Source organism: Streptomyces sp. NPDC049577 (genome assembly GCF_040675635.1).
GTDB lineage: Bacteria > Actinomycetota > Actinomycetes > Streptomycetales > Streptomycetaceae > Streptomyces.
This window is the reverse complement of sequence record NZ_JBFAPH010000033.1, coordinates 11,275-30,418: the sequence shown is the minus strand read 5'-3', so window position 1 is coordinate 30,418 and position 19,144 is coordinate 11,275. Positions and strand designations below refer to the sequence as shown.

The 19,144-nt window shown below is 71.2% G+C and carries 20 protein-coding genes; 12 read left to right on the top strand and 8 right to left on the bottom strand.

The window, feature by feature from the left end; translation table 11 throughout:
* Nucleotides 1–242: 242 nt before the first annotated feature.
* Nucleotides 243–572 (top strand): UBP-type zinc finger domain-containing protein, encoded by a 330-nt coding sequence (locus AB0K09_RS06985; protein ID WP_366064250.1) that lies wholly within the window; start codon nucleotides 243–245, stop codon nucleotides 570–572.
* A 217-nt stretch (nucleotides 573–789) separates the two neighbouring features.
* A complete protein-coding gene (locus AB0K09_RS06980; RefSeq protein WP_366064249.1) occupies nucleotides 790–1,029 on the top strand; it encodes a DUF397 domain-containing protein in 240 nt (79 codons plus the stop codon).
* 40 nt (nucleotides 1,030–1,069) lie between these two features.
* Here AB0K09_RS06980 and AB0K09_RS06975 read toward each other — a convergent pair whose 3' ends face one another.
* Nucleotides 1,070–1,558 carry an ATP-binding protein gene (locus tag AB0K09_RS06975; protein ID WP_366064248.1) on the bottom strand — a complete coding sequence of 163 codons (489 nt, stop codon included), beginning with the start codon at nucleotides 1,556–1,558 and terminating at the stop codon, nucleotides 1,070–1,072.
* A gap of 331 nt (nucleotides 1,559–1,889) precedes the next feature.
* Between AB0K09_RS06975 and AB0K09_RS06970 the strand changes: the two genes are divergently transcribed.
* The 4 genes from AB0K09_RS06970 (at nucleotide 1,890) to AB0K09_RS06955 (ending at nucleotide 5,606) form a co-directional block, all read left to right on the top strand.
* Entirely contained in the window at nucleotides 1,890–2,753 is an 864-nt protein-coding gene (locus AB0K09_RS06970) for a helix-turn-helix transcriptional regulator (protein ID WP_366064247.1), read from the top strand.
* 88 nt (nucleotides 2,754–2,841) lie between these two features.
* Nucleotides 2,842–4,308, top strand: coding sequence for an aldehyde dehydrogenase family protein (locus AB0K09_RS06965; RefSeq protein ID WP_366064246.1), 1,467 nt, complete (start codon nucleotides 2,842–2,844; stop codon nucleotides 4,306–4,308).
* 98 nt (nucleotides 4,309–4,406) lie between these two features.
* Nucleotides 4,407–4,952, top strand: coding sequence for a DinB family protein (locus AB0K09_RS06960; RefSeq protein WP_366064245.1), 546 nt, complete (start codon nucleotides 4,407–4,409; stop codon nucleotides 4,950–4,952).
* A gap of 45 nt (nucleotides 4,953–4,997) precedes the next feature.
* On the top strand, nucleotides 4,998–5,606 hold the full coding sequence (locus AB0K09_RS06955) for a PadR family transcriptional regulator (protein WP_366064244.1): 609 nt from the start codon (nucleotides 4,998–5,000) through the stop codon (nucleotides 5,604–5,606).
* On the opposite strand, the gene AB0K09_RS06950 is transcribed toward AB0K09_RS06955, so the two are convergent.
* Nucleotides 5,599–7,485 (bottom strand): hypothetical protein, encoded by a 1,887-nt coding sequence (locus AB0K09_RS06950; RefSeq protein WP_366064243.1) that lies wholly within the window; start codon nucleotides 7,483–7,485, stop codon nucleotides 5,599–5,601. The genes AB0K09_RS06955 and AB0K09_RS06950 overlap by 8 nt on opposite strands.
* Nucleotides 7,486–7,606: 121 nt before the next feature.
* Nucleotides 7,607–9,022: a glutamate decarboxylase gene (locus AB0K09_RS06945; protein WP_366064242.1), complete on the bottom strand. Its 1,416-nt coding sequence runs from the start codon at nucleotides 9,020–9,022 to the stop codon at nucleotides 7,607–7,609.
* Between the two features lie 119 nt (nucleotides 9,023–9,141).
* Here AB0K09_RS06945 and AB0K09_RS06940 point away from each other — a divergent pair, with 119 nt between their 5' ends.
* From AB0K09_RS06940 to AB0K09_RS06930, 3 genes are all read left to right on the top strand, one after another.
* On the top strand, nucleotides 9,142–9,951 hold the full coding sequence (locus tag AB0K09_RS06940; RefSeq protein WP_366064241.1) for a helix-turn-helix transcriptional regulator: 810 nt from the start codon (nucleotides 9,142–9,144) through the stop codon (nucleotides 9,949–9,951).
* Nucleotides 9,948–10,157 (top strand): DUF397 domain-containing protein, encoded by a 210-nt coding sequence (locus AB0K09_RS06935; RefSeq protein ID WP_366064240.1) that lies wholly within the window; start codon nucleotides 9,948–9,950, stop codon nucleotides 10,155–10,157. The genes AB0K09_RS06940 and AB0K09_RS06935 overlap by 4 nt, the downstream gene beginning before the upstream one ends.
* A 224-nt stretch (nucleotides 10,158–10,381) precedes the next feature.
* Entirely contained in the window at nucleotides 10,382–11,203 is an 822-nt protein-coding gene (locus tag AB0K09_RS06930; RefSeq protein WP_366064239.1) for a hypothetical protein, read from the top strand.
* Nucleotides 11,204–11,206: 3 nt separating this feature from the next.
* Here the strand turns inward: AB0K09_RS06930 and AB0K09_RS06925 are convergent, their stop codons facing one another.
* Nucleotides 11,207–11,575, bottom strand: coding sequence for a YbjQ family protein (locus AB0K09_RS06925; protein WP_366064238.1), 369 nt, complete (start codon nucleotides 11,573–11,575; stop codon nucleotides 11,207–11,209).
* 214 nt (nucleotides 11,576–11,789) lie between these two features.
* Here AB0K09_RS06925 and AB0K09_RS06920 point away from each other — a divergent pair, with 214 nt between their 5' ends.
* Nucleotides 11,790–12,671 (top strand): DedA family protein, encoded by an 882-nt coding sequence (locus AB0K09_RS06920; protein ID WP_366064237.1) that lies wholly within the window; start codon nucleotides 11,790–11,792, stop codon nucleotides 12,669–12,671.
* 121 nt (nucleotides 12,672–12,792) lie between these two features.
* On the top strand, nucleotides 12,793–14,502 hold the full coding sequence (locus AB0K09_RS06915; RefSeq protein ID WP_366064236.1) for a threonine/serine exporter family protein: 1,710 nt from the start codon (nucleotides 12,793–12,795) through the stop codon (nucleotides 14,500–14,502).
* Nucleotides 14,503–14,709: 207 nt separating this feature from the next.
* On the opposite strand, the gene AB0K09_RS06910 is transcribed toward AB0K09_RS06915, so the two are convergent.
* Nucleotides 14,710–15,207 (bottom strand): inorganic diphosphatase, encoded by a 498-nt coding sequence (locus AB0K09_RS06910; RefSeq protein WP_344439087.1) that lies wholly within the window; start codon nucleotides 15,205–15,207, stop codon nucleotides 14,710–14,712.
* Nucleotides 15,208–15,290: 83 nt separating this feature from the next.
* On the opposite strand from AB0K09_RS06910, the gene dacB reads away from it, so the two are divergent.
* Nucleotides 15,291–16,808, top strand: a complete 1,518-nt coding sequence (dacB, locus tag AB0K09_RS06905) for a D-alanyl-D-alanine carboxypeptidase/D-alanyl-D-alanine-endopeptidase (protein ID WP_366064235.1) — start codon at nucleotides 15,291–15,293, stop codon at nucleotides 16,806–16,808.
* On the opposite strand, the gene AB0K09_RS06900 is transcribed toward dacB, so the two are convergent.
* From AB0K09_RS06900 to AB0K09_RS06890, 3 genes are read right to left on the bottom strand one after another with little or no spacing between them, the layout of a single operon-like run.
* Nucleotides 16,732–17,370 (bottom strand): MFS transporter, encoded by a 639-nt coding sequence (locus AB0K09_RS06900; protein WP_366064234.1) that lies wholly within the window; start codon nucleotides 17,368–17,370, stop codon nucleotides 16,732–16,734. The two genes, dacB and AB0K09_RS06900, sit on opposite strands and share 77 nt — an antisense overlap.
* Nucleotides 17,367–18,320, bottom strand: a complete 954-nt coding sequence (locus AB0K09_RS06895; protein ID WP_366064251.1) for an ornithine carbamoyltransferase — start codon at nucleotides 18,318–18,320, stop codon at nucleotides 17,367–17,369. The genes AB0K09_RS06900 and AB0K09_RS06895 overlap by 4 nt, the downstream gene beginning before the upstream one ends.
* Nucleotides 18,290–19,126, bottom strand: coding sequence for a 4'-phosphopantetheinyl transferase superfamily protein (locus AB0K09_RS06890; RefSeq protein ID WP_366064233.1), 837 nt, complete (start codon nucleotides 19,124–19,126; stop codon nucleotides 18,290–18,292). The genes AB0K09_RS06895 and AB0K09_RS06890 overlap by 31 nt, the downstream gene beginning before the upstream one ends.
* Nucleotides 19,127–19,144 lie beyond the last annotated feature (18 nt).

Below are 19,144 nucleotides of genomic sequence, written 5' to 3'. Positions count from 1 at the left end.
CAGCGGCTCAGTTGTTCGAGGCTGAGGGTCATGGCATCTCCGGGCCTTTCGACGGATACATCGTCAATCGTCGGTTCCGGGAGCGGGCGGCGCCCGCCGTGATGCGCCGCCCGTGTCACGTACGCAGCGAGGGGGGCGGAGACGAACACCCCCGTCGCCCGTCTCCGGCCCCTCGCTGCCGCGAGTCTGCCAGCGGGGTCTGACAATCGCCCCGGCGTGCGGGTGGGCGTACGCTCGGGAGTATGAGCGAGGCACGGGCCTGGCAGGTCGCCGCCGATGTCGAGGGCCGCGCGACGCGGCGCGAGTGCGGCCACCTCGGTGAGGTGCGAGCCGTCGAGCCGAGCACGACCGAGGGCTGCGAGGACTGCCTGCGCATCGGAGGCGTGTGGGTGCACCTGCGCGAGTGCCTCGTGTGCGGGCACGTCGCCTGCTGCGACAGCTCCCCGAACCGCCACGCGAGCGCCCACGCGGCGGCCCACCCGGGCCATGACGTCGCCCGCTCCTTCGAGCCGGGCGAGGACTGGGCGTGGTGCTACACGGACGAACTCCTCCTGACCCCGACGGAACCCTGACGCTCGGCGCTCGCCCACGGGGTGAGCGGGGTGAGCGGGCGAGGTGTGCGGCACTGCGCGGCCGCCCGTCCGCGCACGTGCATCAGCTCGTGCAGCGGCTCATGCAACGGCTCATGCAACGGCACTTGAACGCGGCTATGCTCCGGAGCAGTTGTCATCGTTGTCATCCCTGAAACCACGTCGTGGGATGCGCCCTGTGAACATCCGGGAGAGCCCAGTGCCCCACGCGTACAACGGCATGGCTGCATCGGACATAGAAGGTGCCGTCTGGCGGAAGAGCCGGCACTCCAACTCGCAGGGGTCCTGTGTGGAGTTCGCCAAGCTGCCGGGTGGCGGGATCGCCGTACGCAACTCCCGCCACCCGGACGGTCCGGCGCTGGTGTACACCCCGGCCGAGATCGAGGCGATGCTGCTCGGGATCAAGGACGGGGAGTTCGACTACCTGATACGCGATTAGCCGCCTCCCCCGCGCGCGGCCACTCGCGTCGCGCGCGGGGTCAGCCGCGCGGCAGCCGGAACAGCGCCCAGACCACCTTGCCGTGCAACGCGCCCGCGAGCGGGTGCCAGCCCCAGTCGTCGCTGAACGACTCCACCAGGAGCAGGCCCCGCCCGCGTTCGTCCCCCGCGGCCGCCTCCCCCGCGACCGGACATGCCTCGCTCGGATCGCGTACCGCACAGACCAGACGCGTCGTCCAGCGCATCAGGTGCAGTCGTACCGGAGGCTCGTACTCCGCGCCCATGCGCTCGGCCGGCAGGGCGTAGCGCATGGAGTTGGTGACCAGCTCCGATACGACGAGCGCGGCGTCGTCGAACAGCCCGTTCAAGCCCCATTGGGTGAGCGTGGCTCTCGTGAACCTCCGCGCCGTGCGGACGGCCTCGAAACGAGGTGGGAGAGCACAGGAGGCCGAGTGGGAAACGACGGATGGCTCGATCGGAGGCAGCTCTCGCCACACGGGAGAGAGCACGGTCGATCCTTCGGTACCCATCCGAGGCACTCCTGGCAATCGAGGACGTGACGTGCACGTGTGCGACTCCATGGTTGCCAATGCGGGAGGCGGATGCAAGGGCAGATGCACGTGCACGGGAGCGATTTGGGGGCGCACGGGGCGGTTGACGGGCAATTATCCCTACGCCCCCCGCAGTAGTGACCCCGTCGATGGCCGGACTGCGTCACCGCACAGCCCCTCAACACCCCCTCGGAGTGGCAGACTTCGGCGCCAGGGGGACGGGGGTCGCCCTCGGAAGGGGTGCGGAATCGACGGGGCATTCACAGAACTGAACAGACCGGGACGAACCGGAAGAGGAGGGGTCGCGGAGATGGCCACGAGCGAGTCGAGCGGTTCCGTGGTGCGCCGCATACTCCTGGGCTCACAGCTCAGGCGGCTGCGCGAATCACGGGGCATCACGCGCGAGGCGGCCGGGTACTCGATCCGTGCGTCGGAATCGAAGATCAGCCGTATGGAGTTGGGCCGGGTGAGCTTCAAGGCGCGCGACGTGGAGGACCTGCTCACCCTCTACGGGGTCACGGACGGCGCCGAGCGCGAGGCGCTGCTGGGGCTCGCCCGGGAGGCGAACGTCGCCGGGTGGTGGCACAGCTACAACGACGTGCTGCCCGGCTGGTTCCAGACATATGTGGGCCTGGAGGGCGCCGCCTCGGACATCGGGATCTACGAGGTCCAGTTCGTGCACGGCCTGCTCCAGACCGAGGGCTATGCCCAGGCCGTCGTCGTGCGCGGCCAGCCGCATGCCGAGGAGGCCGAGATCGAGCGGCGCGTCTCGCTGCGCATGGAGCGCCAGAAGCTGCTCTTCTCCGAGCGTGCACCGCGGTTCCACGCCATTCTCGACGAGGCGGCGCTGCACCGCCCGTACGGCGGCCCGGCGGTCATGCGGGCCCAGCTCCAGCACCTGATCGACATCTCGGAGCAGCCCAACGTCACGCTCCAGGTGATGCCCTTCGCCCACGGCGGCCACGCCGGCGAGAGCGGCGCCTTCACCCTGCTGCGCTTCCCCGAGTCTGACCTGTCCGACGTCGTCTACCTGGAGCAGCTGACCAGCGCGCTCTACCTCGACAAAACGGAGGATGTGGCGCAGTACGACCGCGTCATGGACCGGCTGCGCGCCGACAGTCTCTCCCCGGCCGGAACGCGTGACCTGATCGGGCGACTGCTTCAACTCTGTTGACTCATCAGTACGATGACGGCACATCAGGGGGAAGCACACTCGACCCGGGCGTCGCAGGCGCCTCGCTCTTCGCAGACAGGGATCGCGCATGTCCTACCGCTCCTACTTCGACGAATTGGCCTGCCAGTACATCGACGGTGAGTGGCGGGCCGGTACCGGCTCCTGGGACATCGTCGACTTCAACCCCTACGACGGGGAGAAGCTCGCCTCCATCACCGTGGCCACCGTGACGGAGATCGACGAGGCGTACCGGGCCGCCGAGCGTGCCCAGCCGCGCTGGGCCGCGACGAACCCGTACCGGCGCCGCCTCGTCTTCGAGCGGGCGCTGCGGATCATCGACGAGCGTGAGGCCGAGCTCACCGGCGCGATCATGACGGAGTGCGGCGGCACAGCGCTGAAGGCGGCCTTCGAGCTGCACCTGGTCCGGGAGTTCCTGCGGGAGGCGTTGCAGCTGGCGCTGCGCGCCGAGGGGCGCATCCTGCCGTCGCCCGACGACACCAAGGAGAACCGGCTCTACCGGGTGCCGGTGGGGGTCGTCGGGGTGATCAGCCCCTTCAACTTCCCCTTCCTGCTCTCGATCAAGTCGGTCGCCCCGGCGCTCGCCCTCGGCAACGCGGTCGTCCTCAAGCCGCACCAGAACACGCCGATCTGCGGTGGCGCGCTGGTCGCCAAGGTCTTCGAGGAGGCGGGCGTGCCGGGCGGCGTGCTCAACGTCGTCGTCACCGACATCGCCGAGATCGGCGACGCGCTCATCGAGCACCCGGTCCCGAAGGTGATCTCCTTCACCGGCTCGGACAAGGTCGGCCGGCACGTCAACACCGTGGCGGCCTCGCACTTCAAGCGGGTCGTCCTGGAGCTCGGCGGCAACAGCGCGCTCATCGTCCTGGACGACGCCGACCTCGACTACGCCGTGGACGCGGCGGTCTTCAGCCGCTTCGTCCACCAGGGCCAGGTCTGCATGGCGGCCAACCGCGTGCTCGTGGACCGCTCGGTACAGGCCGAGTTCACCGAGAAGTTCGTCGCCAAGGTCCGCACCCTGAAGGTCGGCGACCCCGCCGATCCGGAGACCCACATCGGGCCGCTCATCAACTCCACCCAGGTCGAGGCCATCACCACCCTGGTGAGGCAGGCGGTCGACGAGGGCGCCACGGCCGTCGTGCGCGGCGAGACGGACGGTTCGCTGGTCGGCCCGTCCGTCCTCACCGACGTCCCGGAGGACTCGCCGATCCTGGGCCAGGAGATCTTCGGCCCGGTCGCGCTGATCATCCCCTTCGACGGCGAGGACGAGGCCGTGCGCATCGCCAACGCGACCCCGTACGGGCTCAGCGGCGCCGTCCACACGGGGGATGTCGAGCGGGGCGTGCGGATCGCCAAGCGGATCGACAGCGGCATGGTCCACGTCAATGACGCGACCGTGCACGACGAGCCGATCGTGCCGTTCGGTGGCGAGAAGCACTCGGGGCTGGGGCGGCTCAACGGGGACTCGATGGTGGAGGCGTTCACCACGACGAAGTGGATATCGGTCCAGCACGGGCGCAGCCGCTTCCCGTTCTGATCGTCAACTGATCGCTGTCAGTTGGTTATATAGGTCAGAATCTGACCGCATGGGGCCCTAATCTGGCGTCAGACGTCACACGACGAAAGGCGGACCCCATGCCCACGCACGTGATCGAGCAGAACCCGGCCGACGAGCGCGGCACCCTGCTGGCCTTCCTGGACGCCCAGCGCGGCGGGTTGCGGCGGGCCGTCCACGGCCTGACGGACGAGCAGGCGTCGTCCCGACCCAGCGCGAGTGAGCTGTCCCTGGCCGGCCTGATCAAGCACGTGGCCGAGACCGAGCAGGGCTGGATCCGGCGGGCGGCCGGCCTGCCGCCGGCGGTCCAGCGGGACGAGTCGAACTGGGCCGAGAGCTTCCGCCTCGTCTCCGACGAGTCCCTCGCCGGCGTCCTCGCCCACTGGGACAAGATCGCGGAGGAGACGGAGAGCTTCCTGCGCTCGGTGCCGAGCCTGGAGGACACGTTCGCCCTGCCGGAGGCGCCGTGGTTCCCGAAGGACACGCGGGTGTCGATGCGCTGGGTGGCGCTGCACCTCGTGGAGGAGATCGCCCGGCACGCCGGGCACGCGGACGTGATCCGCGAGTCGCTGGACGGCAAGACGGCGTTCGAGCTGGTCGCGGAGGCGGGGGCGGGCGCCGCGTAGGGTGACCGGGGGCTTCGCCCCCGGCCACGACCACGGAGGTGCCACATGTCCGCGATCCGGTTGCTGGTACTCGGCGCCGTCCGCCAGCGCCACCGCGCCCACGGCTACCAGGTCCGGGGAGACCTGGAGACGTGGGGCGCGGCCGAGTGGTCCAGCGCCAAGCCCGGATCGATCTACCACGCCCTGAAGTCCATGGCCCGCCACGGGCTGCTCCTCGCCCACGAGACCGCCCCCAGCGAGGCCGGCGGCCCTCCCCGTACGGAGTACGAGCTGACGGCGGACGGGGAGCGCGAGTTCTTCGCGCTCCTGCGCGCCGCGCTGTCGTCCGCCGACGAGACGACGGACGTACTGACGGCGGGCGTCGGCTTCCTCGTCGACCTCCCGCGCGCCGAGGCGATCGCGCTGCTCCGGCGCCGTGTCGCCGCGCTGGAGGAGTGGCGGGCGGACATCCGCCGCCGCTGGACGCCGGACGAGAGCGAGGACTGGGGGCACATCGCGGAGATCGGCGGCATGTGGGAACACCGCGCGGAGAGCGCCGAGCGCTGGACGCGCGGGCTGATCGAACGGCTGGAGGGCGGCGCGTACGTCATGGCGGGGGAGAGACGGGCGGAGACGGGACCCGGGGCGGTGGATCCGGGAGAAGAGCTCACTTGATCAGCTCGCTGTCTTTTCTGGCATCGGACCTGAAGACGCTTCCCAGACCGGCGACCAGAGCTGTGGCGAGCGCCCACCCGGATATGGTGAGCGCGACGGAGATCCATTCTTCCGAATGAGTTGGGATCCAGTATTTGCTCTGCTGCAGGTCGACAACAGGAAGCAACAGATCTCCGGTATAGATCCAGGGGTTGAAATCAGGATGCCACGGCGTGCCTTGAGATTGAGTTCGCTGGTAGAGCGGAGACACTTCCATTGCGTGCTCGCGAATGCTGAACCATATTCCCCCGAAGAACTCAAGCCCTATGAGGTAGTACAACACCCGGAACGGCGAGTACCCATAGCCGACCAGCAGCTTCAGTAGGAATTCGGCACCTCGCCTCGGGCCGTACCCGAGTGTCTTCATGCGCCTGGCGTCCCGGCCGGCTACCAGGGCCTTTTTGGCCCAGCCTTCCTCGCCCTCCGCGGCATAGGCGGACGAGAGCTGCCGGAAAATTTGCGGCGAGTAGTCCACTTTCTTGAGCCAGGCGATCAGTTTCTTGGGGCCGCTTTCCCCCGATTCTTTGCTCTCCCGGAGAGTCTTGTACGTCAGGCGCGTCATCTTGATGTTCTGTGTCTCGATGGATGTGATGTCCACCAGCTCGCCGGTCACCGTGGTCCGTCTGAGGTCCACCGTGCCTTGTGCGAGGAACCCGCAGCCGAACTTCAGGCTCCCGACCGTCATGGCCCTCGCTGTGATCGATCTCTGACCCGCACCGTCGGTCAGGAAGTGCCCGCCTCGGCAGTCCAGTCTGGCATTGATGCACGCCCCGCCGAGCACGACCTCCCCCCGCACCGAGAATCCGGACTCATCCGTTGCCGCCGGAGTGAGGGCCTTGGTGAGACGGACGTCCCTTCCCACCTGGATGCCCGGCGCATAGATGGCCGTATCGGAGGGATTCTCGAATCTCCCCCCTTCGCAGTCGAGTGTGCCTTCGATGGTGGCATCCGCCAGGTGGACGGTGCCGGTGGCGTTGAAGCCATTGTTCAGATAGACGTGTTGCTGGATGCGTGCCCGGGCGAGGTCCAGACACCTCTCCCTCGTCTCCCCGAATGCCGGCTTGACGAACGTCCCTCCGCTGCACCGCACGTCTCCGGTGACCGTCGCGTTGGTAAAGTCCACTGTTCCTTCCGCGCGGAAGTCATTGCTCAGCAGGACGTTTCCGGAAACCTGAATTCTGGGGGCGTGCAGAGCTCTGCCGTCCTGCGATTTCGTGAGCGTCGCGCCCCTCATGTCAAACTTCGCCGTAATCCGTGCCCCTGCCAGATGTACCTTGTCCTCCACCTTTATCGCCTGGAAGTAGGCGCCCTGGGAGATGGTGATGGATCCGGCCCGCAGGGGTGCTCCCGGGCCGAGTTTTGCGTTCTTCATCGCCAGTTGGCCATCAATTTTGGCAGACCTCAGAAGCAGAGGAGCGCCGATCGAGCTGCCGTTCAGGTAGAAATTGTGATGAGTGTGGAGTTGATCGGCTCTTATGCCGCCAGGGATATTGCACTTCTGCATATAGATGGCGGGTGCTTCGAGCTGTTCAAGGTTGATCTCGTGGTCGAAATAGCAGCCTTCGAAGTCGAGGGGGCAGACGGCCCGCGCTGCCTCCAGATTCAGTTCCTCGGTGATGCGGGCGCCCCGAATCCGTATGATGCAGGGATCGACAGGTGCCTCCCCCAGGGCGATTTCCTTGATGATGCTCGCGCGGATCGTCCTCTCCGGGCCCCAGCATGAACCAGAAGTGGGGTCCGGAGCGCCGATATTCGCCCACTCCAGCGACTTTTCCCGCACTCTGTCCCAAAGGGCCTTTTCTGCCCGGCCCTGCAATCGGCCTGCACTCCACACATCCATTGCGGTCTGCCTCCCGCAGTTGAAATGTGCACCCAGGCAAACGGTAATTGCGGGAGGAAGAGAAGGCGACGGGGGAGGGCTGAACGGGTGCGATCCGCACACCCGCGCAAGCAGGCCCGGCTCAGTGGTGGAAGGCCGTCGCCACCCGCTCCGGCCGGCCCAGCGGCCCGGACTGGCGGCGCAGTTCCGGCAGGAGGGTGCCGAGGTCCTCCAGGAACATCTCCGCCATGTCGAGCGAGAAGCCGTTGCGGCAGACCACCCGCAGCACGGACAGGTCCTCCCGGTTGGGCGGGAAGCTGTACGCCGGTACCAGCCAGCCGCGCTCGCGCATGCGCCGGGAGACGTCGAAGACGTCGAAGGCGTCCACCCCGTCGGCCGTGGTGAAGGCGAACACCGGCAGCTGGTCGCCGTGCGTCAGCATGCGGAAGTCGCCGAACGCGTCGATCCGCTCCGCCATCGTGCGGGCCACGTTCCGCGACGTCTGCTGGACCGCGCGGAAGCCCTCGCGGCCGAGCCGCAGGAACGTGTAGTACTGGGCGGCCACCTGCGCGCCCGGGCGGGAGAAGTTCAGGGCGAAGGTCGGCATGTCGCCACCGAGGTAGTTCACCCGGAAGACCAGTTCCTCCGGCAGCGCCTCCCGGTCCCGCCACAGCGCCCAGCCGACGCCCGGGTAGACCAGCCCGTACTTGTGCCCGGACGTGTTGATCGAGGCGACCCGCGGCAGCCGGAAGTCCCACACCAGGTCCTCGTCGAGGAAGGGCGCGATCATCGCGCCGGACGCGCCGTCCACATGCACCGGCACGTCCAGGCCCTTGGCGTCCCGGAGCGCGTCCAGGGCCGCGCAGAGGCCGGCCACGGGCTCGTACGAGCCGTCGAAGGTCGACCCCAGGATCGCGACGACGCCGATGGTGTTCTCGTCGCAGAGCGCGGCGGCGGCCTGCGGGTCGAGGTGGAAGCGCTCGCCCTCCATCGGCACCAGGCGCGCCTCGACCTCCCAGTAGTTGCAGAACTTGTCCCAGCAGACCTGCACGTTCGTGCCCATGACCAGGTTCGGCCGGGCGCCGCCGGCCTGATACCGGTCGGCGTTCGCGCGGGCCCAGCGGCGCTTGAGCGCCATGCCGGCGAGCATGCACGCCTCGCTGGAACCGGTCGTCGAGCAGCCGACGGCCGCCTGCGGGTCGGGTGCGTGCCACAGATCGGCGAGCATCGCCACGCAGCGCCGCTCCAGCTCGGCGGTGCGCGGGTACTCGTCCTTGTCGACCATGTTCTTGTCGAAGCACTCGCTCATGAGCACCCTGGCCTGCGGCTCCATCCAGGTCGACACGAAGGTGGCGAGATTGAGCCGCGCGTTGCCGTCCAGCATCAGCTCGTCGTGCACGAACTGATACGCGGCCCGGGGCGTCATGGGCCCCTCCGGCAGCCGGTGCCGCGGCGGCTCCTCCGCCATCGAGGCGACAGGGTCGGCCTCGCCGTAGAACGGATTGACCGCGTAGGCGTGCTTGGCGGCCCGGTCGTCCATGCCCTTGTGGAGTGCCATGTCCTGGTGCCTACCACCGCCGGCCGGGGCATCACCCGCGAGCGGCGACTTTCGCCGTTCCGGCTGAAACGGAACCGGCCACGGGCCAGGATCCGGGGTGACCGGGGAGGTGGGGGTCGATGACGGACGAGACGTCCCAGCCGCCGATGGCCTGGCGGTACTGCGGAAACCAGATCAAGCTGTGGCGGACGGACGCCGGTGTGAGCCGGGAGGACCTGGCCCAGGAGGCCGGGTACGGGCTGGAGACCGTCAAGTCCATGGAACAGGGGCGACGGCGCCCGACGGTCCGGCTGCTCCAGATCGCGGACGAGATGTGCGGAGCCCGCGGCAAGCTGCTGGCCGGGCTGGACTATCTGAAGCCTGAGCCGTTTCCGCAGCGGGTACAGGACTACATGCGGTACGAGGCCGATGCGGTGGCCTTCAGCGGCTACCACCCCTTGGCCTTCCCTGGTCTGCTGCAGACCGAGGAGACGATGCGGACGATGTTCGAGGCGCGCTGGCCGCCGGTGGATGACGACATGGTCCAGGAGCGCGTCGAGGCCCGCCTGGCCCGCCAGGCGATGCTGCAGAAGCAGACGACCTCTTTCAGCTTCGTCATCCAGGAAGCGGTGCTGCGTCACCGGATCGGTGAGAGAGAGGAGCATCGGCGACAACTGCTCCATCTGCTCAAGGTGGGCGAGCAGCGCAATGTGATGGTGCAGGTCATGGAGACGGGCGGCTGGCACTCGGGCCTCAACGGAGCGTTCATCCTCCTGGACATGCCCGAGAGCGAGCGGCTCGCCTACGTGGAGGCCCAGGGGACGAGCGCGTTGTATGCCACTCCGGAGAAGGTGAGCGAAATGGCCCAGCTCTACTCCGTCGTCGCCGCGCAAGCCCTCAGGCCCAGGGAATCGGCCCGTCTCATCAGCAAATTGGCGGAGGAGCAGTGAGCAACGACCGGACGTGGTTCAAGTCCAGCTACAGCGATGACGAAGGCGCCGAATGCGTCGAGGTCGCCATCGACCGTCGCGCCGTCAGGGTCCGGGACTCGAAGCTCGGGGGCGGTCCGCGGATATCGCTCCCGCCCTCCGCCTGGACGGCCTTCATCGCCCGCATACCCGAGCTTCGGGCGTCGAGACCCGAGCGCTCTCTGTAAGGAATGGCCGGTGGGTTGATCCCACCCTCCCACCCAACTCCCGTGCATACACGCGCGGATGACTTTCCGCAACCGAGTCGCCACGTTGCGCTGCCGCGCTGTAGCGTGCGCAGCAACAAGCGACCCCCGCCGGTGCTAGCAACACCGAACGGGGGTCTGACCATCCAGATCGAATGAGAGTCGATCCCATGGCTGTCGCCAACCTTAGCGTTGCCGTGTCCCCGATGGCGCGAACCGGCTACGGAAAGCGTTCCGTTCCCGGCCAAGGCCCGCGTTCCGCCGCCGACTTCGGCCATCTCGCGCCGCGCGAGGCCGCCATCGCCACCCACATCGACCGTCTGCCCGACGGCGCCGCGATGGACATCAAGACCCTGTCCCGCGAGATCGCCGCGTACGGCCAGCAGGCGGTGGCCTCCGCGCTCAATGCCCTCTCCGAGGCGGGGCACCTGCGGCGCGTCCGCGAGCCCGTCGGTGACGACCGTACGCAGTGGGTACAGCGCACGTACTTCTCCCGCGTCCCCCGGAGCGACGCGTGGTGGGAGCGCTTCCTGGCGGGCGACGTGCCCGCCCCCGAGGACAGCGGCGATGCGATTCACCCGCACGGGCGGCAGCGGACGCGCTCACGTGCGTACGAGGCCCTGGCCTCGCTCGGCCGCGCGGACGCCCGTATGACGCTGTCGGCGGCGGAGTGCGCGGCGCTGGAACCGCTCGCCGCCGAGTGGCTCGCCCGGGACGTGTCCGTACCGGAGCTCGTCCGGGCCCTCACGAGCGGGCTCCCGGACGCCGTGCACGCGCCCGGCGCCTTCGCCCGCAGGCGGCTCGTCGACAAGGTGCCGCCCGAGCCCGTCCGCGCACCGGCCCCGGCGGCGCGGCTCCGCATCATGGAGTGCACCGGCTGCGGCGTCCCCGGCCGCCCGGAGGCGCTGCCCGGCGGTCTGTGCCGGACGTGCCGCCACGACGTCGAGGACGCACCCGACCGGGAGGCCGAGGAGGAGGTGCGGGCCCGCGTGGCGCTGCTCCGTCTGCTGGCCCGTGCTCCTCGCTAGCGGCTACTGCTGCGGCGCGATCACGGCCGCCGTGCCGTAGGCGCACACCTCCGTGCCGACGTCGGCCGCCTCCGTGACGTCGAAGCGCATCATCAGGACCGCGTTCGCGCCGCGCGCCCGCGCCTGCTCGACCAGGCGCTCCATGGCCTGGTTCCGGGTCTGGACGAGCGTCTTCGTCAGCCCCTTGAGCTCACCGCCGATCAGGGACTTCAGGCCCGCGCCGATCTGGCTGCCGACGTGCCGGGAGCGGACGGTGAGGCCGAAGACCTCGCCGATGACGCGCTCGACGCGGTAGCCGGGTACGTCGTTCGTCGTGACCACCAGGACGTCGGACTTCTCCTGCTGGCCGCCGCCGTACTCGTCGATGCCCATGCCGACCCACCTCCGTGTCGCAGTTTTGCCGTTCGCCAGGCGGGACGCACCCCGGGGCGCAGCGGTTGCTCCGAGCGGGGGCCGGGCCGGGGGCCGCCGGAGGAACCGGGGCGCGGGCGGTGGCGTTGATAGCTTTGGGGCCGCACACTGCCTCTCCCGCCTGTGCCCGGGCCTCGCAACGAGCCTGCGCCCTCGACCCAGGAGCCTGTCACCTGTGACCCCGACCACTCTCGCGCTCGGCCCCCAGTGGCTGGACTCGGACTATCTGATCGGTCAGTTCGGCCTGGTCGGCGTCCTGGCCATCGTCTTCGCCGAGTCGGGCCTGCTCATCGGCTTCTTCCTGCCGGGTGACTCGCTGCTCTTCACCACCGGGCTGCTGGTCACCACCGGAAAGCTGGACCAGTACCCGCTCTGGGCGGTCTGCGTGTTCGTCGTGCTCGCGGCGATCCTGGGCGACCAGGCCGGTTACCTCTTCGGCCGCAAGGTGGGGCCCGCGCTCTTCCGCAGGCCCGACTCCAAGATTTTCAAGCAGGAGAACGTCCAGAAGGCGAACGAGTTCTTCGAGAAGCACGGCCCGAAGTCGCTCGTCCTCGCCCGCTTCGTGCCGATCATCCGGACGTTCACGCCGATCATCGCCGGCGTGAGCCGGATGAACTACCGCTCCTTCCTGATCTTCAACGTCATCGGCGGCACCCTGTGGGGCGGCGGCGTGACACTGCTGGGCGCCTCGCTCGGCAACATCGAGTTCGTCCACAAGAACATCGAGGCGATGCTGGTCGCCATCGTGCTGATCTCCGTGGTGCCGATCGCGATCGAGTTCCTGCGGGCGCGGTCGAAGGCGAAGAAGGAGGGGCCTGTCCCCGCCCCCGCCGCCCCGGCGCCGGCCGCCGCCGGGGAGCAGCAGCCGTGGCAGCCGTACGGGCAGCAGCAGGACCCGTACGCGCGGGAGCTGTACGAGCGGTACGGCTGGCAGGAGCAGCCCGAGCAGTACGGGCAGGGCGCGCCCTCGTACGGGCAGCCCGGTCCGTACGGCGGCAGCGCCGTTCCCGGCCAGCAGCCGCCCACGCAGCCACGCGGCCGGCACGCCCGCCGCTGAGAGACCCACACGGCCCCGCCCTGATCGTTGAGGCGGGGCTTCCGTTTATCCGGCCCCCCGTTGAGCACGCGTAACCCCCATCAGGCATGGTGGGCAGCAGCAAGCGCGTAACGAGGAGCACGTGGTGGCGGAGCGGCAGCGGGGTGGCGACGGCGGCCCGGAGGCGGAGTCGGGCGACGACCGCAAGCCCCAGTCCGACGAGGCGCACAGCGCCTTCACGCCGCCGCTGGGCGTGCCCCTGCCGCCGGTGCCCGAGGACGAGCATCCGACCTCCGAGTTCGCGATCCCCGAGGGCATCGCGGCCGAGCCGGAGCCGCCCCGCCAGGAGGGCTCCGCGTTCACCCTGCCGGCCGGGGCCGCGCCGCCGGCTGCCGCTGCCGAGCGGACGTCCGGGACGCCGTACCCGGCCTTCACGCCGCCCTACGGGATACCGAAGGTCAGCCTCACCAAGGAGGCGCCCTGGCAGGACCGCATGCGCACCATGCTGCGCATGCCGCTGGCCGAGCGCCCGGTGCCCGAGCGGGCCGAGAAGCCGGAGGGCGAGGAGGCCGGCCCGGCCGTACCGCGCGTCCTCGACCTGACCCTGCGCATCGGCGAGCTGCTGCTCGCGGGGGGTGAGGGCGCCGAGGACGTGGAGGCCGCGATGTTCGGCGTCGCCCACGCGTACGGGCTCGGGCGCTGCGAGCCGACCGTCACCTTCACGCTGCTGACCGTCAGCTACCAGCCGTCCCTCGTCGACGACCCCGTCACCGCCAACCGCACCGTGCGCCGGCGAGGCACCGACTACACCCGGCTGGACGCCGTCTTCCGGCTCGTCCACGACATCACCACGCAGGGCCTGACGCTGGAGGAGGCGTACCGGCGGCTCGCCGAGATACGCCGCAACCGGCACCCGTACCCCACCTGGGCGCTCACCTGCGCGGCCGGACTGCTCGCCGGCGGGGCGAGCCTGCTCGTGGGCGGCGGGCTCGTCGTCTTCCTCGCCGCCCTGGCCGGCGCGATGCTCGGCGACCGGCTGGCGTGGCTGGCGGCGGGGCGCGGGCTGCCGGAGTTCTACCAGTTCGTCGCGGCGGCGATGGCGCCCGCCGCGATGGGCGTGGGGCTGAGCGTCAGCGGCGCGCACGTCCAGGCGTCCGCGGTGATCACGGGTGGGCTGTTCGCCCTGATTCCCGGGCGCGCCCTCGTGGCGGGCGTCCAGGACGGGCTGACCGGCTACTACATCACCGCCGCCGCCCGGCTGCTGGAGGTCGGCTACCTCATCGCCGGCATCGTGAGCGGCGTGCTGATCGTCCTCTACGGCGGCGTGCACGTCGGCGGCCGCACGCTCAACCCGGAGGCGGCGCTCCAGCACCAGGTGCGGCCGGTCGTCCAGACGGTCGCGGCGATGGTGCTGGTCTTCTCCTTCGCGGTACTGCTCCAGCAGGAACGTTCCACCGTGTGGGTGGCGACCCTCAACGGCGGCGTCGCCTGGGTCGTCTACGGCGCGCTCGCCGACGTCGCCGGCCTGGACCCGGTGCCGGCCACGGCCATCGCGGCCGGGCTCGTCGGCCTCTTCGGCCAGCTGCTGGCCCGCTACCGGTACGCGTCCGCGCTGCCGTACGTCACGGCGGCGATCGGCCCGCTGCTGCCGGGCAGCGCGGTCTACTTCGCGCTGCTGAACTTCGCGCAGAACAAACTGGACACCGGCATGGCCAGCATCACGAAGGCGGCGGCACTGGCGCTGGCCATCGCGATCGGGGTGAACCTGGGGTCGGAGATGGCCCGGCTCTTCCTGAGGGTGCCGGGCGCGGCGGGGGCACGGCGGGCGGCCAAGCGGACGCGAGGCTTCTGAGCCGTACGCGACGGGGGCGGCCCCCCGGGGGCTCCGCCCCCGGACCCCCGGACCGCGCTCCGCGCGGTGTCCTCGAACGCCGGACGGGCTGGATACGGGCCCCAGCCCGGCTGCGCCGGAGCCGGGGTCTGGCACCACTCTCCCGCCGGGGGGGGTGAACCGCTCACGGGCCCGCTCCCGTAGTGGTCGCGAGCCCGATCCGCAGGATCAGTGGTGGGCGCCGCCCGCCGCCTCGAGGCGCTTGTACGAGGCCTCGATCTCCGCCTCGGCCTCCGCGCGGCCGACCCAGTCCGCGCCCTCGACCGACTTGCCCGGCTCCAGGTCCTTGTAGACCTCGAAGAAGTGCTGGATCTCCAGGCGGTCGAACTCCGAGACGTGGTGGATGTCGCGGAGGTGCTCCATGCGCGGGTCGTTCGCCGGGACGCACAGCAGCTTGTCGTCGCCGCCGGCCTCGTCCGTCATGCGGAACATGCCGATGGCGCGGCACTTGATGAGGCAACCCGGGAAGGTCGGCTCGTCGAGGATGACCATGGCGTCCAGCGGGTCACCGTCCTCGCCGAGGGTGTTCTCGACGAAGCCGTAGTCGGCCGGGTAGCTGGTCGAGGTGAACAGACGGCGGTCCAGACGGATGCGACCGGTCTCGTGGTCCACCTCGTACTTGTTCCGCGAACCCTTCGGGATCTCGATGGTGACGTCGAACTCCACGGGTGGCTCCTTCATGATCAACACATACGTCGGTGATTAAGTGTCTCTCACGCAGCTATGTGATCGCGAAAGGGGCTGGTCCCGTGGTGCCTGAGGCCTTGCGGCAGCGGCTGGACCGGCATCTGGGCCGGCAGCTGGAGCGCTGGCGCGGGCTGGAACGGGCGCGGCGGCAGACGGTGCGGCTCGTCGCCGTCTCGGCCGCCGCGGGGCTCGCCGTGGCGGGCGGCAGCGTGGTGGCCGCCGGGCCCTGGGACGCCACCGGACAGCGTCTGGCCGAGCGTGACCGCGCCGCGTCCGCCGCGTCCGCCGCCGCCGCGGCGGGCGGCCGCGCGGGCCGTGCCGGGGTGCCCGATCCCGGCCTCCGCGGCCGCCCGGCGTCCGCCGCGCCCCCGGTGCTGCCCGCGCTCGGTGCGCTCGGCGGGCCGGCCGCGCCGCCGCGGTACGCGGAGGACCTCGCGCGGGACCTGGAACCGCTGCTCCAGGACCCGTCCCTCGGCGACCGGCACTCGGCCGCCGTCTACGACGCCGGCACCGGGCAGCTGCTCTTCGGTGCCGACCAGGGCACGGCCTGCACCCCCGCCTCCACGATCAAGCTCGCCACCGCCGCGGCCGCGCTCGCCGCGCTCGGGCCGGACCACCGCATCGAGACGACCGTCGTCGCCGGGAACGACGGCATCGTGCTCGTCGGCGGCGGCGACCCCACGCTCACCTCCCGGCCCGCCAAGGGTGACGGTCCCCGCTCCGCCAGCCTCGCCGAGCTCGCCGACGCGACGGCCCGCGCGCTCAAGGACCGGGGCACGGCGCGCACGAAGCTGTCGTACGACGCCTCCCGCTACTCCGGGCCCCTGCTGCACGCCATAGGCCCGAACGAGAACATCGCCCCCGTCAGCGCGCTCATGGTCGACGAGGGGCGCCTGGACGACACGGACCGCGGCCCTGCCCCGCGCACCGCCGAGCCGGCCGCGGACGCGGCCCGCGCCTTCGCCACGATGCTGCGCGAGCGCGGCGTGCAGGTGGACGGGGACGCGGCGGAGGTACGGGCGGACGCGCACGCCCAGCGCCTCGCGGCGGTGTCCTCCGCGCCGCTGTCCGCGCTGGTCGAGCGGGCACTGACCAACAGCGACAACGACATCGCGGAGGCGCTCGCCCGGCAGACCGCGCTGGCGTCCGGCCGGCCGGCCGGCTTCGAGGGCGCGGCCAAGGCGGTGACGGACCGGCTCGCGGCGCTCGGCCTGCCGATGCCGGGCACGCGGCTGGCCGACGGCAGCGGCCTGGACCGCGCCGACCAGGTCTCGGCGGACTTCCTGGCCCGCCTGCTGCTCCGCGCGGCCGACCCGGCGCACCCCGAGCTCCGCCCGGTCCTCACGGGCCTGCCGGTCGCCGGCTTCACCGGCACGCTCCGCGACCGCTACGACGAGGCCGCGGGCCGCGGCGTCATCCGCGCCAAGACGGGCACCCTGACGGGCGTCAACACCCTCGCCGGCACGGCCGCCACACCGGACGGCCGCGTCCTGACGTTCGCCTTCATGGCCCAGAACACGACGGCCCCGGACCAGGCCCAACGCACCCTGGACCGCCTGGCCTCCGGCCTGGTCGACTGAACGCCCCCGCCGAGCCGGCCTGCGGCCGGCGGTTGGCCCGGTTGCGGCGAGCTGGCACCGCCGGGCCGCGCCGTGCGGGTTGCTCGCCGTCGCGGCGGGGAGTGTGAGGCGGAGCCTCACGCACCGGGCCGCGGCCCGTGAGGCGGGGCCTCGTGCGGTGCTGGGGCCGTACCCCCTTCCCGCCGCGGCGGCGCGTAGCCACGACGGTGGTGCCCGGCGGTGCCGGGCCGGCCTGTGGCCGGTGGGTGGCCCGGTTGCCCATCGCCACCAGCCCGGCGGCGTCGCAGCCGATCAGCAGCCGCCGCCGGTCCCACCGGTCGACCAGGGCGCCGGCGGGCAGCTGCACGAGCAGCTGCGGCAGCAGGGCGGCCGCGCCGACCAGTCCGGCGCCCGCCGGGCTCCCTCCGTACCAGAGCATCAGCAGCGGATAGGCGGCCGTGCTCGCGCGCAGGCCGAGCAGGGAGAGGCCCGCGCCGGTCCACAGCAGCAGGAAGTCGCGGTTGCGGCGCAGCGGCCCGGGGGCGGGCTCGGTGTCGTGCGCGGGCCGGTCGAGCAGGCTCACCGGGCGCCGCCGAGGTCGCCGGGGCCGTCGACGATGCCGACGCGGCACCACTCCAGCACCGCCATGGCGCTGTGCAGCTTGTTCTCCGCCTGGTCGAAGGCGATGCTGTGCGGCCCGTCCAGCACCTCGGCCGTCACCTCCTCGCCCCGGTGGGCCGGCAGGTCGTGCAGGAAGACCGCCGCCGGGCTGTGCTCCCACAGCGCCCCGGTGACCTGGAACGGCGCGAAGACGCGCCGCCAGCCGGGGTCGGGCTTTCGGGTGCCGGTGGTCTGCCAGCGGGAGGTGTAGACGGCGTCGACGCCCCCGGGCAGGTCTTCCATGTCGTGCCGCTCGTCGATCCGCGACCCGTACCGGGCGGCGAGCGCCTCGGCGCGGGCGCGCACCCCGGCCGGCAGGCCGTAGCCGGGGGGCGTGCGCAGCAGCAGTTCGGTGCCCGGGAAGCGGGTCAGGCCGAGCGCGAGCGCGGCGGCCGTGTTGTTGCCCTCGCCGACGTAGAGCACCCGCAGCCCGGCGATGCGCCCGAAGTGCCGCTGGAGCGTGGTGAGATCGGTCAGCCCCTGGGTGGGGTGCTCGTCGGCGCTCATGGCGTTGATCACCGACATGCGGTCCTGTGCGGCCCAGGCGCGCATCTCGGCGGGGTCGCCGGCCGTGCGGGCGACGAGCACATCGAGCATCCGGGAGAAGATCCGGCCGGTGTCCTCGCTGGTCTCCCCGGTGTTGGTCTGGAGGTCGTCGCCGCTGTAGGCGACGATCTGCGCGCCGAGCCGCAGCGCGCCGGAGGAGAAGGCGGTGCGGGTGCGGGTGGAGGTCCGGCGGAAGTAGATCCCGGCGACCGTGCCCGTCAGCGGCCCGGCCGGGGTGATCGTGCCGGCGGAGAAGCCGGCGCCCCGGGCCACGATGGACGCGAGGTCGGCGTCGGTCAGGTCGTCGAGAGAGATGAGGTGGCGGATGGCCACGGCGTGCTCCTTGTCCCCGCCCCCGCCGGCACCGGCGGCCGGTGGTGGACGGACGGATGTGTTGAACCGATCAGGCGCAGGGGCCCCGCTGCGGTGGCCTCGCGGGCGATGGCCGCGTACCGGCCGGGCCCGATGGAGAGGTCCTCCACCGTCCAGGAGCCGGGGCCCCGCGCGGCGGAGTGCCGCACGACGAGCGGGGTACCGGGCGCGGCCGCGCCCTCGTCGACGTCGACCGCGCGCAGGTCGGTCATCAGGCCGACGCCGCTCGCCTTGAGCACGGCCTCCTTGCGGGTCCAGTAGCGGAGGAAGACCTCCAGCCGGCCCTCGGCGGTGGTCCGTTCCCGCAGCCGGGCCAGTTCCCGGTCCGAGAGCACGGTCGGCGCCGTGGTGTCGACGTCGAAGCCCAGTACCTCCTCCAGGTCGACGCCGATCCGCCGGCCGCCGCCGGTGACGCCGAGCAGCCAGTGCGCGCCCGAGCGGGACAGGCTGTAGCTCAGCTCGGTGGGCGGCCAGAGGACGCAGGGCGCGCCGTGGTCGGTGCCCTCGCACTCCGGGCAGCGCAGTCGTCCCAGCCGCAGCAGACCGGGGTCGGTGTCGAGGTAGCGGGCGAGGATGCGGCGCACCGCCACGTGCGCGCCCGCGTAGTGCAGGCCCGCCTCGGCGGTCATCGCGTACGCCCTCTCGCGTTCGGCCGCGGACAGCACGGCCGTCGCGTCCAGGCCGAGCGGGCCGGTGACGGTGCCCCACCACACGTGTGTCACGCCGGCGTCGAGGACGTCCGAGAGGCCGTCGGCGCTCATGGGTGTCACCCCTTTTTC